Origin of the sequence: Streptomyces sp. IBSBF 3136 (assembly GCF_036815105.1) — a bacterium.
In the GTDB taxonomy this organism is placed as follows: Bacteria; Actinomycetota; Actinomycetes; order Streptomycetales; family Streptomycetaceae; genus Streptomyces.
Window position 1 is genome coordinate 24,878 of record NZ_JAJSZC010000049.1, and the last position, 14,982, is coordinate 39,859.

Below are 14,982 nucleotides of genomic sequence, written 5' to 3' on the forward strand. Positions count from 1 at the left end.
CGCTACTAGACTGTTTCCGGGAAAAGACCCCCACACCGCACCACACCTCAGGAATCGCCATTCACGACCTCGCCGCCCGGCTGCGCCGTCTCCCCCCGTCCTGCGGCCCCGTCCGACTGGTCGCCGTGGACGGCCACGCGGGTTCCGGTAAGTCCACCTTCGCCGGGCGACTGGCCGCCGCCCTGGGCGGGGCACCGGTCCTGCGGCTGGACGACATCGCCAGCCACGAGCAGCTGTTCGCGTGGACGGACCGGCTGCTGGCCCAGGTGATCACCCCCTGGTCCCGCGGCCAGGACGCGCGCTACACGCCGTACGACTGGCGCGCCCGGACCTTCGGCCCGCCGCGCGCCCTGCCGTCCGCCCCCGTGGTCCTGATGGAGGGGGTCGGCGCCGGACGCAGGGCACTGCGGCCGTATCTGGCGCGGCTGCTGTGGATGGATCTGCCGCGCGAGGAGGCCTGGGCCCGCGGCCGCGCCCGGGACGGCGCGGAGCAGCGGGAGTTCTGGACCGGGTGGGTCGAGGCGGAGCGGGCGCACTTCGCCGCGGACCCGTCGCGCCCCCATGCGGACTTTTTGGTGCGGCAGACGCCGCAGGGGTACGAGGTGCTGCCGGGGCCGGCCGAGGCCCTTGGACCGGACCAGTCCATCACCCAGGGTGACGGACCGTCCGCGATGTGGTGAACCCGTGAAGACCCCTGCGGGGGAACTTGTTTGAGTGCTCCAGGGGCGCTTGACCCGGGGACCGTGCAGGTCTTACGTTCTCAATGTGCGGCCGTTCGGAGCCGCCCGAAGACGCGAAGCCCCCGGTTGTTCCCCCGTGATCGGGGGCTTCGTTCTGCCCTCAGGGCCTCTTTCCCCCGCTTCACGCGCTGATCCGCTCACCCTGTGTCACTTCACGGTGTGCGCCCCGTCTGCTCCCACCTCGTGGAACGGCTGGTGCGGCACCCTTCGGTGCGCGGTGCTCCCGCGGGTACGATGCCTTCGGTGCGACCGTCGAGCGGCTGCCTCGCGCACCGGCAACTCCGGTCCGCGGCACAGCGGTTCGACCGCGGCGACCGTCGGGCACCTGCCCGGCGGTGAACCAACGGGGGCACGGTCTGTGGGGGACGTGATGGACTTCGGCACGCAGGGCCCCGAGGCCCCGGCCGACCTCGCCTGGTTGCGAGGTGTGGACGCCTACACGATGGGCGCCTACCCGCAGGCCGAGGAGGAGTTCCGGGCCGCGGCCCGGATGGACCCCGGGATGGCGGACGCCTGGCTCGGGCTGCACGCCCTGCGGGTCGACACGACGACCGCGCTGCTGCGGATGTTCCGCCACCGCGAACGCTTCGGGGAGCAGCGCGCCCGGCACCGCAGGACGCTCAACTCCTGGTACTGGCTGGGCTGGTGGGTGCAGCCGGTGCTGGAGAGCCCCCGGGATCTGCTGCTGGCGCACGCCTCGCACTGGCTGGACGGCCGGCACGTGCCGGAGCTGGACCGGGCGCTGGCCGGGCTCCCGCCGGTGGACACCGACCCGCAGGTCCGCTTCCTGCACTCCTGCCGCGCCTACCTCGTCAAGGACTGGGACCAGCTGGTCCGGCACACCGACCCGCTGCTCGACGACCCCCTGCTCGGCATCGAGGCCGGCCTGTTCGGCGGGATGGCCCGGGTGCGCCTCGAGATGTACGGGCAGGCCGAGCCGCTGCTGGCGGCGGCCCTGATGCGGTGCCGCAGCGAGCAGCCGCAGCGCAAGGAGCTGCGCTACTGGCTGGCACGGGCACACGAGGGGACCGGGCGCAGTGCCGCGGCGCTGCCCCTGTACCGGGCGGTGCACCGGGTCGATCCCGCCTTCATGGACACCGCCGCCCGGCTCGCGGCGATCGCCGAGGGCGACGGCTACGACGACTCCGCCGACCTCGCGGCGATCACCCTGACCGGTACCGGGGCGGACGCGGTGGACGGGCCGGACACGCTCGATCCCCTCTTCGGCACCGAGGGGCGCGACCTGCGGCTGCCCGAGCCGGACCTGCCGACCGGGCCCCTGCCGTCGGTGTCCGGTCCCGCGGTGCGCCTCAAGAGCGGGATGCCGTCGTCGTCCTGGCCGCTGCCCGGAGGCCCGACCGACTCGGTGTTACTCGAGGAGGCGCTCGCCGAGCTGGAGCGCATGGTGGGGCTCGAACCGGTCAAACGGCAGGTCAAGGCGCTGTCCGCGCAGCTGAACATGGCCCGGCTGCGGGCCGGGCAGGGACTGCCGGTGCAGCCGCCGAAACGGCATTTCGTCTTCTCCGGGCCGTCGGGGACCGGCAAGACCACGGTCGCGCGGATCCTCGGCCGGGTCTTCTACGCGCTGGGGCTGCTCGGCGGTGACCATCTGGTCGAGGCGCAGCGGGCCGATCTCGTCGGTGAGTACCTGGGGCAGACGGCCGTGAAGGCCAACGAGCTGATCGACTCCGCGATCGGCGGGGTGCTGTTCGTGGACGAGGCGTACTCGCTCTCCAACTCCGGGTACGGCAAGGGCGACGCCTACGGGGACGAGGCGCTCCAGGTGCTGCTCAAGCGGGCCGAGGACAACCGGGACCACCTGGTGGTGATCCTGGCCGGCTATCCGGAGGGCATGGACCGGCTGCTGGCCGCCAACCCCGGTCTGTCCTCCCGTTTCACCACCCGGGTCGACTTCCCCTCCTACCGGCCGCCGGAGCTCACCGAGATCGGCAAGGTGCTCGCGGCGGAGAACGGGGACCTCTGGGACGAGGAGGCGCTGGAGGAGCTGCGCTCGATCGCCGGGCACGTGGTCGACCAGGAGTGGATCGACGAGCTGGGCAACGGGCGGTTCCTGCGCACGCTGTACGAGAAGAGCTGCGCGTACCGGGACCTGCGGCTGTCGGGGTACCCGGGGGCGCTGTCCCGGCAGGACCTGGCGACCCTCAGGCTGCCGGACCTGATGCAGGCGTACGGAGAGGTGCTGTCGGGGCGCGGACCGCAGGACCCGTCGGCCCTGTGAGGCGCCGTGCGCCCCCGAGGGGCGCACGGCGGGCGGACCGGCGGGTCCTTCCCCGGACAGGCCCTAGGTGGCCAGCGCCTCCTCGGGCTCCCCGCTCGTCCTCGGTTCCGTCAGCCGCACGTCGGCCGCCTCCCGGTGCGCGGGGTCCCGTACCTCACCGACCAGCAGCTCCAGCACGTCCTCCATGGCGACCAGTCCCAGCACCCGGCCGGAGGCGTCCGCCACCTGCGCCAGGTGGGTGGCCGCCCGGCGCATGACGGTCAGGGCGTCGTCCAGGGCGAGTTCGCTGCGCAGGGTCGTCATGGGGTGCCAGATGTGCTGGGGCACCGCGCGGTCCGAGTTCTCCAGGTCCAGGACGTCCTTCACATGGACGTAGCCCATGAAGGCGCCCTTCTCCGTGGCCGACACGGGGAAGCGGGAGTAGCCCGTGCGGGCGGTGAGCGCGACGATCTCGCCGGGGGTCACCGCCGGCGTCACCGTCACCAGCGACTCACGGCGCAGCAGGACGTCCGTGACCGGGCGGGAGCCCAGTTCGAGGGCGTCCTCGAGGCGCTCCTGCTCCTCCGGGTCGAGCAGCCCCGCCTGGCCGGAGTCCTCCAGCAGGCGGTTGAGCTGCTCGCTGGTGACGACGGCCTCGACCTCGTCCTTGGGGTCGACGCGGAAGATCCGCAGGATGCCCTGCGCGCACGCGCCGAGCGCCACGGTGATCGGCCGGCAGATCCGGGCGAAGTAGACCAGGCCCGGGCTGAGCCAGAGGGCCGCCTTCTCGGGGGCCGCCATCGCCAGGTTCTTCGGCACCATCTCGCCGATCACCAGATGGAAGAAGACCACGGCGGCGAGGGCGATGACGTAGCCGAGCGGGTGGATCACGCCGTCCGGGATGTGGACCGCCTCGAACAGCGGCTCCAGGAGATGGGCCACCGTCGGCTCGGCGACCGCGCCGAGGGTCAGGGAGCAGACGGTGATGCCGAACTGCGCGGCCGCCATCATCTGCGGCAGCCGCTCCAGGCCGTGCAGCACCTGGCGGGCGCGGGCCGTGCCGAGCGGTTCGATCTGGCTGCGGCGCACGGAGACCAGGGCGAACTCGGCGCCGACGAAGAAGCCGTTGGCGAGCACGAGCAGCGCGGCGAAGACCAGTTGCAGGACGCTCATCGCACGGCCTCCGCGACGTTGACCACCGGGACCGTGCGGACCAGGCGGACCCGCTCGGCGCGGTAGTGGCCGACCTGGCGGACGGACAGCCGCCAGCCGGGCAGTTCCGCGCGGTCGCCCGGGGCCGGGATACGGCCGAGCAGGTCGGCGACCAGGCCGGCGACGGTCTCGTACGGCCCCTCGGGCACGTCGAGGCCTATGCGCAGCAGGATGTCGACCCGGCAGCTGCCGTCGACGTCCCAGGCCGGCCTGCCGTCCTCCGGCGGGGCGGGGGCCAGCTCGGGCACGTCCTTGGCGTCGTGCTCGTCGCGGACCTCGCCGACGAGTTCCTCGACGATGTCCTCCAGGGTGACCACGCCGGCCGTGCCGCCGTACTCGTCCACGACGACCGCGATGGGCTGCTCGCTGCGCAGCCGGGCCAGCAGGGGCTGGACGGGGAGCGTCTCGGGCACGAGGAGCGCCTTGCGGGCGATACGGCTGACCGGGGTACGCAGCCGGTCGTGCACCGGGACCGCGAGCGCGTCCTTGAGGTGGGCCATGCCGACTATCTCGTCGATCTTCTCCCGGTAGACGGGGAAGCGGGACAGGCCGGTGGCGCGGGTTAGGTTCACGACGTCCTCGGCGGTGGCCGAGTCCTGGAGCGCGCTGACCTTCACGCGCGGCGTCATGACGTGCTGCGCGGTGAGGTCGCCCAGGGACAGGGTGCGGACGAACAGGTCCGCGGTGTCCTGTTCCAGGGCGCCGGCCTGGGCGGAGTGCCGGGCCAGGGACACCAGTTCGCCCGGGGTGCGGGCGGAGGCCAGTTCCTCGGTGGGTTCGACGCCCAGGGCGCGCACCAGCCGGTTGGCGACCGTGTTGAGCATGGCGATCACCGGCCGGAACAGGCGGGCGAAGTGGTGCTGGGGGCCCGCGACGAAGCGCGCGACCTGCAGCGGCCGCGACACCGCCCAGTTCTTGGGCACCAGCTCGCCGATCACCATCTGGACGGCGGAGGCCAGCAGCATGCCGACGACCACGGCGACGCCGGAGACGGCGCCCGCGGGGAGGCCGACGGCCGTGAACGGGCCGCGCAGCAGGGTGGCCAGGGCCGGCTCGGCGAGCATGCCGACGACCAGGGAGGTGATGGTGATGCCCAGCTGGGTGCCGGAGAGCTGGAAGGAGAGTTCCTTCAGCGACTCCACGACCGTGCGGGCGCGCCTGTCGCCGTCGGCGGCGGCCTTCTCGGCCTCCGGGCGCTCTACCGTCACCAGGCCGAATTCGGCGGCCACGAAGAAGCCGTTGGCGAGAATCAACAGGAACGCCGCTCCGAGGAGCAGCAGGGAGAGGGTCACGCTGCCACCGCCTTCCCGGGATGTCGGGCAGGGGCGGCGCAGGTACTACAGGACGATCCGTCCATCGCCGGAGGGGGTCACTCCTCGGGTAGCAGGAGCCCCTGGCACCGGGCGGCACACAGGGGCGGAGGCGCAGCGAAGGAGCGCCTCCGCCACCAGGTTAATCAAGACACGGCCCAAGGGGGCAGGGTGGACGCCCCCGAGTCAGCCCTGATCTTGTGTTTCGCGGGCCGCGGAGCGCGCCTCGGCGAGCGCCCGCAGGGTCCGGGCGTCGGCGATGGCCCGCTGCCGGGCGATGCCCGGCTGGATGCCGAGCGCGGGCAGGCTGGTGCCGTCGCCGAGGTTCAGGAAGACCCAGGGATCGCCCGGACGGAGGTTCACCTGGACGATCTCCGCCCAGGCCAGGCGCCGCCTGCTCGCGATGTTGACCACGGTGACGCCGCTCTCGTCGGCGACGACCCGCACCCGGGCCAGCTGGGCCAGCACCCCGAAGATCAGCGCGGCGGTGACGACGAACGTGAGCCGCTCCCCCGGGCCGAGGTCGAGCAGCAGGGCGATCCCCGATATCACCAGGAAGATCACGACACCGGCGGTGAGCAGGATCACCCGGGTGGGACCGGGCCGGAAGGTGACGGGGAGATCGGGCAGGTCGGACATCTCGGACATCTCGGTGCGTGTCCCTTACAGGCGGCAGGCGTGGATGGCCGTGGTGAGGATGGCCCGGGCGCCGATCTCGTAGAGGTCGTCCATGATCCGCTGCGCCTCCTTGGCGGGGACCATGGCGCGGACGGCGACCCAGCCCTCGTTGTGCAGCGGGGAGACGGTCGGCGACTCCAGGCCCGGAGTCAGCGCGACGGCCTTCTCCAGCTGCTCGACCCGGCAGTCGTAGTCCATCATCACGTAGGTCCGTGCGACCAGGACGCCCTGGAGGCGGCGCAGGAACTGCTGGACCTTGGGCTCCTCGACGTCGGCGCCGGTGCGGCGGATGACGACGGCCTCGGACTTCATGATGGGCTCGCCGAAGACCTCCAGGCCGGCGTTGCGCAGGCTGGTGCCGGTCTCGACGACGTCGGCGATGACCTCGGCGACGCCCAGCTCGATGGCGGTCTCGACGGCGCCGTCCAGGTGGACGACGGAGGCGTCGACGCCGCTGTCGGCGAGGTGCCCGGCGACGATGCCCTCGTAGGAGGTGGCGACCGTCCGGCCCTTGAGGTCGGCGACGCCCGTCGCGGTGCCGGGCTTGGCTGCGAAGCGGAACGTGGAGCGGGCGAAGCCGAGCGGCAGGATCTCCTCGGCGTCGGCGCCGGAGTCGACCAGCAGGTCGCGGCCGGTGATGCCGATGTCGAGCCGGCCGGAGGAGACGTAGATCGCGATGTCGCGGGGGCGGAGGTAGAAGAACTCGACCTCGTTCACCGGGTCGACGATCCGCAGCTCCTTGGACTCCCGGCGCTGCTGGTAGCCGGCCTCATGCAGCATGTCCGCCGCAGGGCCGGACAGGGAACCCTTGTTGGGGACGGCGATGCGCAGCATGGGGCGGGCTTCCTTCGCGTTGGTGTCGGTGAATGCTGGGGGTGGGGCTCAGAGGTGGGCGTACACGTCGTCCAGGGAGATCCCGCGGGCGACCATCATCACCTGGACGTGGTAGAGGAGTTGCGAGATCTCCTCGGCGGCCGCGTCCTTGCCCTCGTACTCGGCGGCCATCCAGACCTCGGCTGCCTCCTCGACGACCTTCTTGCCGATGGCATGGACGCCCTTGCCGACCAGCTCGGCGGTACGGGAGGTGGCGGGATCGCCGTTGGCGGCCTTCTGCTGGAGCTCGTCGAAGAGCTCCTCGAACGTCTTCTTGGACATGGTGGGCCCCACCCTACGCGGTGTGCGGGACTCCTCAGTGCCAGGGTTCGGATACTGAGCGGAGTGTGATGGCCGTGGCGACGGCCGCGCTCACCGCCTCGTGTCCCTTGTCCTCGCTCGACCCCTCGATGCCGGCCCGGTCGAGGGCCTGGTCCTCGGTGTCGCAGGTGAGCACGCCGAAGGCCACGGGGACGCCGGTCTCCACGGAGACCTGGGTGAGGCCCTGGGTGACGCCCTGGCACACGTAGTCGAAGTGGGGGGTGCCGCCCCGGATGACGACGCCGAGGGCGACCACCGCGTCGTAGCCGCGGCCCGCCAGGACCTTGGCGGCGACCGGCAGTTCGAAGCTGCCGGGGACCCGGATCAGGGTCGGCTCGTCGATCCCCAGGTCGTGCAGGGCGCGCAGGGCGCCGTTCACCAGACCGTCCATCACCTTCTCGTGCCACTGTGCCGCGATGACGGCGACCCTGAGGTCACCGGCGTTGCGTACGGACAGCTCGGGTGCGCCCTTGCCGCTCACGTCTCTCCTAAGTGCTGCTGAGTGCTGTCGGGGTGCTTTCGCTTACTGGTTGCCGCAGGCGGTCGCGGGCGTCGCCGCCGCGGCCGGCACGGCCGGGGTGTCGAGCCAGGGCAGGTCGTGCCCCATCCGGTCGCGCTTGGTGCGCAGGTAATGCAAATTGTGCTCGCCGGCCTGGACCGGCATCGACTCGCGGCCGATGACCCGCAGGCCGTGGCGCAGCAGCGCGTCGGTCTTGTCGGGGTTGTTGGTCATCAGGCGCACGCTGCGGACCCCGAGGTCCGCGAGGATCTGCGCGCCCGCGCCGTAGTCCCGGGCGTCGGCGGGCAGGCCGAGCTCCAGGTTGGCGTCGAGGGTGTCGCGGCCCTGCTCCTGCAGCTCGTAGGCGCGCAGCTTGGACAGCAGGCCGATGCCGCGTCCCTCGTGGCCGCGCAGGTAGACGACGACTCCGCGGCCCTCCTCCTGGATGCGGGCGAGAGATGCGTCGAGCTGGGGGCCGCAGTCGCAGCGCAGGGAGCCGAAGACGTCGCCGGTGAGGCACTCGGAGTGCACCCGGACCAGGACGTCCTCGCCGTCACCGATCTCGCCGTGGACGAGGGCGACGTGCTCGACGCCGTCGAGGGTGGACCGGTAGCCGTAGGCGCGGAAGGTGCCGTGGCTGGTGGGCAGCCGGGTCTCGGCCTCGCGGCGGACGGTGGGCTCGCTGCCGCGCCGGTAGGCGATCAGGTGCTCGATGGAGATGATCGTCAGGCCGTGCTTGCGGGCGAACGGGATCAGCTCGGGCAGCCGCAGCATGCGGCCGTCCTCGCCGGCGATCTCCACGATGGCGCCGGCCGGGCGCAGGCCCGCGAGCCGGGCGAGGTCGACGGCGGCCTCGGTGTGGCCGTCGCGGACCAGGACGCCGCCGGGCCGGGCACGCAGCGGGAAGACGTGTCCGGGGCGGACCAGGTCGGTGGGCTCGGCCGTGCCGCTCGCCAGGAGCTGGAGCGTGGTGGCGCGGTCGGCGGCGGAGATGCCGGTGCTGACGCCGTGCGCGGCGGAGGCGTCCACGGAGACGGTGAAGGCCGTCTTCATCGACTCGGTGTTGTCCTCGACCATCTGCGGCAGCCGGAGCCGGTCGAGTTCCTCGCCCTCCATGGGCGCGCAGATCAGGCCCCGGCACTCGCTCATCATGAAGGCGACGATCTCGGGCGTCGCCTTCTCGGCGGCGATGACGAGGTCGCCCTCGTTCTCCCGGTCCTCGTCGTCCACGACCACCACCGGGCGACCGGCGGCGATGTCGGCGATGGCCTGCTCTACGGGGTCGAGCTCGAAGTTCTCGATGGTGTCCGTGTCGTACAGGGGCGGTGCCGAGGTCATGCCGGGGCTCCTTCCAGGACGGGCTGCGAGCCCTTGCGGGAGCGCAGCCACCAGTCGCGCATGCCCCACAGGACGAGCGCGCCGTAGATGACGTAGACGAAACCGGAGAAGGCGTAGCCGTTCGCGAAGTTGAGGGGCACGCCGACGAGGTCGACCAGCAGCCAGGCGATCCAGAACTCGACCATGCCCTTGGCCTGGGCGTACATGGCGACGACGGTGCCGACGAAGATGTAGGCGTCGGGCCAGGGGTCCCAGGACAGGCTCGGGTAGGCCTGGAACAGCAGGGCCACGGCGACGGTGCCCGCCGCGGCGGCGGCCGCCATGGCCGCGCGCTCGCGCCAGCTGGCGAAGCGGGGGGTGATGTGGCCGTCCGCGGAGCGGTCCCGGTCGCGCCGCCAGCGCCACCAGCCGTAGAGCGCGACGGCCATGACGACCGTTTGCTTGCCGGCGCTGCCGGTCAGGTGGCCGTAGAAGGCCGCGAAGAGGACCAGTCCGGACAGGAACTGGACGGGCCAGGTGAGCAGCGAACGGCGCCAGCCGAGGGCCAGGGTGATCAGGCCGAGGATGTTGCCGACCATGTCGGACCAGATGATGTGCTGGCCGAAGAGGGTGAAGGCCTCGGAGTTCATCCAGTTCACCGGGTGGCTCCCTGGGCACGGTCGCCGAGGAGCCGCTCGACGTACTTGGCGATGACGTCGACCTCGAGGTTGACCGGGTCGCCGGGCTGCTTGCGGCCGAGCGTGGTCAGGGCGAGGGTGGTCGGGATGAGGCTGACCGTGAAGTGGTCGGCGCCGGCCTCCACGACGGTGAGGCTGATGCCGTCGACGGTGATGGAGCCCTTCTCCACGACGTACCGGGCGAGTTCGGCCGGCAGCGAGATCCTGACGATCTCCCAGTTCTCGGACGGCGTGCGCGCCAGGACCTGCCCGGTGCCGTCGACGTGTCCCTGGACGATGTGCCCGCCGAGGCGCGCGCCCACGGCGGTGGGGCGCTCCAGGTTGACGCGGGAACCGACGGTCAGCGCGCCGAGGCTGGAACGCAGCAGCGTCTCGGCCATGACGTCGGCGGTGAACTCGTCGCCTTCGTGCTCCACGACGGTGAGACAGACCCCGTTCACGGCGATGGAGTCGCCGTGCTGCGCGCCCTCGGTCACGACGGGGCCGCGGAGCCGGAAGCGCGACGCGTCGCCGAGATTCTCGACGGCGGTGACTTCACCCAGCTCTTCGACGATTCCGGTGAACACTTCCCGGGTCCTCCTGCCTCAAGGGGGCACGGACTCCGGGGCCTGTCGATGACGACAGAATGAACGGGTGAGCTGCAGCGTGGAGATCGCCGACGCCGAAAAGGACCCGTCCGCACGCGGACGAGCCCAGATACGGCGACGCGCACGCATGCGTGCCCGCCCGCCGCGCACTGCCTCCCATCCGGACTTTAACCGTCGGTCCAGGAATTTCACCTGGTCAACCGGCCGCTGGAAGCGACCGGGTCGCGGACTGTAACCGCCGGTTCGGACTTTCACCGACCCCGGAGTGCGCTGCTTCTGGTACACGGCCAGTGTGCCACGTCCCGGGCTGGTCCATGTGGGTGAAGATTGTGGGTTGGCTCACAGGCGGTCGGGCTGGACTTCTCCGAACACCTCGATTGGTCCGGACCATTGACCCCATTGGTCTAGTCCTCTTAGGGTGCGGACGGGCCCGGTGGCGGTGTCGACGGCCCTTGCCCGCCGCCGGGCCGCCCAGCACGTCCCGCTCTCCCGTGGCGCGGGCCCCGCCCTCAGTGGTCCGGTGGGCCGAACAGTTCGTCCTGGGCGCGGTCCCTCGCCGTCAGCAGGGCCCCGCGCAGGACCGCCGCGCCGCCGAGGGCGCCGGGGCGGACTTCGGTGCGCAGGGGGGACATGCGGCGCAGGCGGTCCTCGACCCGGGCGGCCAGGAGCGCTCCCCCCGCCTGCCCCACCTCTCCGCCGAGGACCACGCAGCCGGGGTCGAGGATGGCGACCACGGAGGCGGCGCCGACGGCGATCCGGTCGGCGAGTGCGTCGAGGAAGCGGTCCGCGGGACCCTGCGCCCCGGCGGGGGAACCGGTCAGCGGCGCCACCGCCGCGCGCACCGCCTCCGCGGCGCCGGGACCGTCCGTGTCGCCCGCCGCCGGCAGGCCGTACTCTCGGGCCAGCGCGCCGATCGCGGCCGCACCGGCCAGCGAGTGGAAGCCTCCGTCGCAGTCCCTGGCCGAGGGCAGCGAGGCCGTACCCGGGACCGGCAGGAAGCCGATCTCGCCGGTGCCGCCGGAGGCGCCGCGGCGCAGGGAGCCGTCCAGCACGACCGCCGCGCCGACCCCGTGGCCCAGCCAGAGCAGCACGAAGGTGTCACGGTCGTGGGCGGCGCCCTCGCGCTGCTCGGCCAGGGCGGCCAGGTTGGTCTCGTTCTCCACCGTCACGCGCGCCTCGGGCAGGCGTTCCTGCAGGGCGGCGGCCAGCCGCCGGTGCCAGGCGGGCAGTCCGCCGGAGTCGCGGAGGTCGCCGGTGGCGGGGTCGACGAGCCCGGGCGCCCCGATGCCGACGGTGTGCAGCCGGTCGGCGCCGGCCTTCTTGGCGGTCCGCTCCACCGCGGTCACCACCTGTTCCACGGCCGGCCCGGTCCCGGTGTCGCCGCCGATCGGCACGGACGCCTCGGCCAGAACCCGGCCCACCAGGTCGGACACCAGCACGAATACGCCCTCGGTGCGGACGTCGAGCGCGGCGAGCTGCGCGCGGTCGGCGACGATGCCGTACAGCCGGGCGTTCGGGCCCCGGCGCTGTTCGCCGGACTCCCCGACGACCGTGATCAGGCCGGAGGCGGTGAGCCGTTCGACGAGGTCCGCGACCGTAGGCCGGGAGAGCCCGGTGAGCTGCTTCAACTGGCCCGCCGTGAGCGGGCCTTCGTGCTGGAGCAGCCGCAGGGCGAGCCGGTCGTTGATGGCCCGGGCGGTGCTCGGTGATGCGGGCATGGCGGGCATCCTCCCAGACGCGGGCCACCGCGACGCTCACTATCTATCAGGCAGGGTCCCTGATAGTTTACGGCGGAACAGCGGGGACGCACTGCGGCGCCTCCGGGGAGGGCTGGAACATGGGTGAGGTGGCCTGCACGCGCGAGGAAGCCAGGCGCGCCCGGTACGCCGTGGCGGCCGTGTTCGCCGTACACGGAGCGGTGACCGGATCCTTCGCGACCCGGGTGCCGTGGATCCAGGACCACGCCTCGCTGAGCGCGGGACAGCTCGGCTTCGCGCTCGCGTTCACGGCGTTCGGCGCCTCGTGCGCGATGCCGCTGGCGGGCCGGATCAGCCACCGCTTCGGCAGCCGTACCGCCCTGCGCGGGCTGCTCACCCTGTGGACACTGTCTCTGGTCCTGCCCGGGCTCGCGCCGAACCTGTACACCCTGTGCCTGGCGATGTTCGCCTACGGCGCCGGCGCGGGCATGGCCGACGTGGCGATGAACGCCCTGGGGGTCGAGGTCGAGCGGGCGCTGGAGAAGTCGATCATGTCCGGCCTGCACGGCATGTGGAGCGCCGGCGCGCTCGTCGGCTCGGCCGCGGGCACGCTCGCCGCCCACCTGGGCTCGGACGCGCGCGTGCACTTCGCGCTGGCCGCCGCGACGCTCACCGTGCTCGGCCTGGTGGCCTGCACATGGGTGCTCGACCTCCAGCCCCCCGAGGACGAGGAGCCGCCGCCGCGGTTCGCGCTGCCGCCCCGCTCGGCGCTGCTGATCGGGGCGGTCGGCTTCTGCGCGGTGTTCGCCGAGGGGGCGAGCCTCGACTGGTCGGCCGTGTTCCTGCGGGACCGGCTGGACAGCTCGGCCGGGGTGGCGGCGGCCTGCACGACCGGCTTCATGCTCACCATGGCGGTGGCCCGGATCGCCGGGGACGCGGTGGTGAACCGGTTCGGCGCGGTCCGCACCGTCCGGGCGGGCGGTGTCGTGGCAGGGCTCGGCGGTCTGCTGATCGTCGTCGCGGGGCACCCGGTGGTGGCGATGGCCGGGTTCGGGCTGATGGGACTCGGGATCGCGGTGGTCGTGCCGCTGTGCTTCGCGGCGGCCGGGCACGCGGGCCCCAACCCGAGCCAGGCGATCGCGGGCGTGGCCACCATCACCTACACCTCGGGCCTGATCGCGCCCAGCCTGATCGGCGGCGTGGCCCAGGCGACCAGCCTGATGGTCTCGTTCTGCGTGGTGACCGTGCTGGCCTGCGGACTCGCGGCGTTCGCGGGCGTGCTGCGCACCGCCGAACGCGGCGGTGCGCAGCAGGTCAGTCCGCGGGCCGCAGCAGTTCCCGACCCACGGCCCTGAACTCCTCGCTCCACGGCGCCGGGCGCAGCGTGCCCGCGTCCAGCCGGACCAGCACCCGGGTGCCCCGCGCGTAGGTCTGCGTGCCGTCGGCCGAGCAGAAACGGAAGCCGTAGGTCAGGCCGGTGGTACCGAGCCGCTCCAGCCAGAGGTGCACGGCGTAGACGCCCGGCCGGGTGACCGGCGCCTCGTAGCCGATGGCCAGTTCGCGCACCGCGTTGCAGGCGTCGCCGGCGGCCGCCCAGTCCCCGTCGAAGCGGACGCCGTGCGCGTTCCACAGTTCGGTCCAGGCGCGCTCCACCATCAGCGGGTAGCGGGCGTTGTGCAGCAGCCCGAGCGCGTCCAGGTCGTCGAAGTGGACGGTGACGGGGATCAGCCGCCCGTAGGGGACGACGAGGGCGGTCGGGGCTTCGGCGGTCACGGGAGGGGCTCCTGAGCGGCGGTAGGGGCGGTGGGGACACCCCATACTAAGCGACCGCTCAGGAGCCCGTTCGGGAAGCCCGGTCGGGAAGCCCCTGGTCAGGCGGTCAGCCGGCGATCGAGTCGAGCTGCTCGGCGGCGGGCCGCAGGGCCCACAGGTCACCGCCGGGAGGCGCCTGGAGCCGGGGCGCGGCCGCCTTCGCCGCCGCGTCGCCCGCGTCCGCCGCCGCGTGCACGACGTCGCTCGCCGCGTAGCGGAGGAACTCCAGTTCGGGGTGCGGCCACGCGGCGGCGCCGGTCGCGGCGGGGAGCAGGTAGTCGACCGCCCGGAACAGGCTCTGCCCGGCCGGCCCCCGGTGGGACCAGAGGTCCACGCCCACGTGCCCGCCGATGGCCGCGAGCCGGGTGTAGGCGACCAGGTCGAAGGCCGAGTAGTGCCAGCTGCGGGTGCGGGCGAGTTCCTGCGGCTGGCTCCCGTCGGCGGCGATCTGCGGGTCGATCCGCCGGGTGCGCGCGTCGAGCACGGTCCGCCGGGCGAGGCCGGTGTCGCCGGTGGCACAGGCGAGGGCGGCGAGCTGGAGGTCGTAGAAGGTGCCGTGGTTGTTGGCGGCCCCGCCCTCCTGCCGGCCGAAGTCGCCGTCCTTCAGCCAGTCGAGGAAGTCGGCGTTCCACCGGTTCATCGCGGTCCGGTCCGCGGGGCTCCAGCCGGGGGCGCCGGCGGCGAGGATCGCCTGTGCGTCGAGGACGCTGGTGTACGACTGCGAGAAGTCGATGATGCCGATGGCCCGGCCGTCGTACCTGCACGGGATGAACTGGGCGTGGTCCAGCTCGGGGTTCATCCGGGTGGCCGGGTCCAGGAACCAGGTGCGCAGGATCTGTCCGGCCTTCTCGGCATAGCCGCGCCTGCCCGTGTAGTACCAGGCGAGCGAGAGGTCGTAGGTGGAGTCGAAGACCTTCTCGGCGTCCTGCCGGTCGGTGCCGGTGTCCACCTCGGGATTGCGCTGCCCGTCGCGCTGGACGTAGGGGCAGCCCCAGGGGTTCTGGGCGGTGGGGGCCGTGG

15 protein-coding genes and 1 riboswitch are annotated in these 14,982 nt (G+C 72.7%); of the genes, 3 read left to right on the forward strand and 12 right to left on the reverse strand.

All coding sequences use genetic code 11. The features are described from left to right. Positions 1-59: 59 nt before the first annotated feature. On the forward strand, positions 60-680 hold the full coding sequence (locus V7E45_RS13675; protein ID WP_333774412.1) for a uridine kinase family protein: 621 nt from the start codon (positions 60-62) through the stop codon (positions 678-680). 430 nt (positions 681-1,110) lie between these two features. Beyond that, a complete protein-coding gene (locus V7E45_RS13680; protein WP_333774399.1) occupies positions 1,111-2,979 on the forward strand; it encodes an AAA family ATPase in 1,869 nt (622 codons plus the stop codon). 63 nt (positions 2,980-3,042) lie between these two features. On the opposite strand, the gene V7E45_RS13685 is transcribed toward V7E45_RS13680, so the two are convergent. The 10 genes from V7E45_RS13685 to V7E45_RS13730 all read right to left on the reverse strand — a co-directional run bounded on the left by V7E45_RS13685 (position 3,043) and on the right by V7E45_RS13730 (position 12,171). Continuing rightward, positions 3,043-4,131, reverse strand: coding sequence for a hemolysin family protein (locus V7E45_RS13685; protein ID WP_333774400.1), 1,089 nt, complete (start codon positions 4,129-4,131; stop codon positions 3,043-3,045). Next, complete coding sequence (locus V7E45_RS13690; protein ID WP_333774401.1) at positions 4,128-5,462, reverse strand: hemolysin family protein; 1,335 nt, start codon at positions 5,460-5,462, stop codon at positions 4,128-4,130. The genes V7E45_RS13685 and V7E45_RS13690 overlap by 4 nt, the downstream gene beginning before the upstream one ends. A gap of 204 nt (positions 5,463-5,666) precedes the next feature. After that, complete coding sequence (locus V7E45_RS13695; RefSeq protein ID WP_333774413.1) at positions 5,667-6,119, reverse strand: PH domain-containing protein; 453 nt, start codon at positions 6,117-6,119, stop codon at positions 5,667-5,669. Between the two features lie 24 nt (positions 6,120-6,143). Further along, positions 6,144-6,992, reverse strand: coding sequence for an ATP phosphoribosyltransferase (gene hisG, locus V7E45_RS13700; RefSeq protein WP_333774402.1), 849 nt, complete (start codon positions 6,990-6,992; stop codon positions 6,144-6,146). Positions 6,993-7,040: 48 nt separating this feature from the next. After that, a complete protein-coding gene (locus V7E45_RS13705) occupies positions 7,041-7,313 on the reverse strand; it encodes a phosphoribosyl-ATP diphosphatase (RefSeq protein ID WP_333774403.1) in 273 nt (90 codons plus the stop codon). A gap of 34 nt (positions 7,314-7,347) precedes the next feature. Further along, the gene (gene ribH / locus V7E45_RS13710) at positions 7,348-7,833 is read right to left on the reverse strand and encodes a 6,7-dimethyl-8-ribityllumazine synthase (protein WP_333774404.1); all 486 of its coding nucleotides are present in this window, start codon (positions 7,831-7,833) and stop codon (positions 7,348-7,350) included. A gap of 42 nt (positions 7,834-7,875) precedes the next feature. Further along, positions 7,876-9,189, reverse strand: coding sequence for a bifunctional 3,4-dihydroxy-2-butanone-4-phosphate synthase/GTP cyclohydrolase II (locus tag V7E45_RS13715; RefSeq protein ID WP_333774405.1), 1,314 nt, complete (start codon positions 9,187-9,189; stop codon positions 7,876-7,878). Continuing rightward, a complete protein-coding gene (locus tag V7E45_RS13720) occupies positions 9,186-9,827 on the reverse strand; it encodes a nicotinamide mononucleotide transporter family protein (protein WP_333774406.1) in 642 nt (213 codons plus the stop codon). The genes V7E45_RS13715 and V7E45_RS13720 overlap by 4 nt, the downstream gene beginning before the upstream one ends. Further along, a complete protein-coding gene (locus V7E45_RS13725; RefSeq protein WP_333774407.1) occupies positions 9,824-10,432 on the reverse strand; it encodes a riboflavin synthase in 609 nt (202 codons plus the stop codon). The genes V7E45_RS13720 and V7E45_RS13725 overlap by 4 nt, the downstream gene beginning before the upstream one ends. Positions 10,433-10,595: 163 nt before the next feature. Further along, positions 10,596-10,726: riboswitch (FMN riboswitch) on the reverse strand. A 236-nt stretch (positions 10,727-10,962) separates the two neighbouring features. After that, the gene (locus V7E45_RS13730; protein WP_333774408.1) at positions 10,963-12,171 is read right to left on the reverse strand and encodes an ROK family transcriptional regulator; all 1,209 of its coding nucleotides are present in this window, start codon (positions 12,169-12,171) and stop codon (positions 10,963-10,965) included. Positions 12,172-12,290: 119 nt separating this feature from the next. Between V7E45_RS13730 and V7E45_RS13735 the strand changes: the two genes are divergently transcribed. Beyond that, positions 12,291-13,505, forward strand: a complete 1,215-nt coding sequence (locus V7E45_RS13735; RefSeq protein ID WP_333774409.1) for an MFS transporter — start codon at positions 12,291-12,293, stop codon at positions 13,503-13,505. Here the strand turns inward: V7E45_RS13735 and V7E45_RS13740 are convergent. Continuing rightward, positions 13,465-13,923, reverse strand: a complete 459-nt coding sequence (locus V7E45_RS13740; protein ID WP_333774410.1) for an acyl-CoA thioesterase — start codon at positions 13,921-13,923, stop codon at positions 13,465-13,467. The genes V7E45_RS13735 and V7E45_RS13740 overlap by 41 nt on opposite strands. Before the next feature lie 106 nt (positions 13,924-14,029). Continuing rightward, positions 14,030-14,982, reverse strand: a 953-nt coding sequence (locus tag V7E45_RS13745; protein ID WP_333774411.1) for an alginate lyase family protein, incomplete at its 5' end; no start/stop codon positions are given.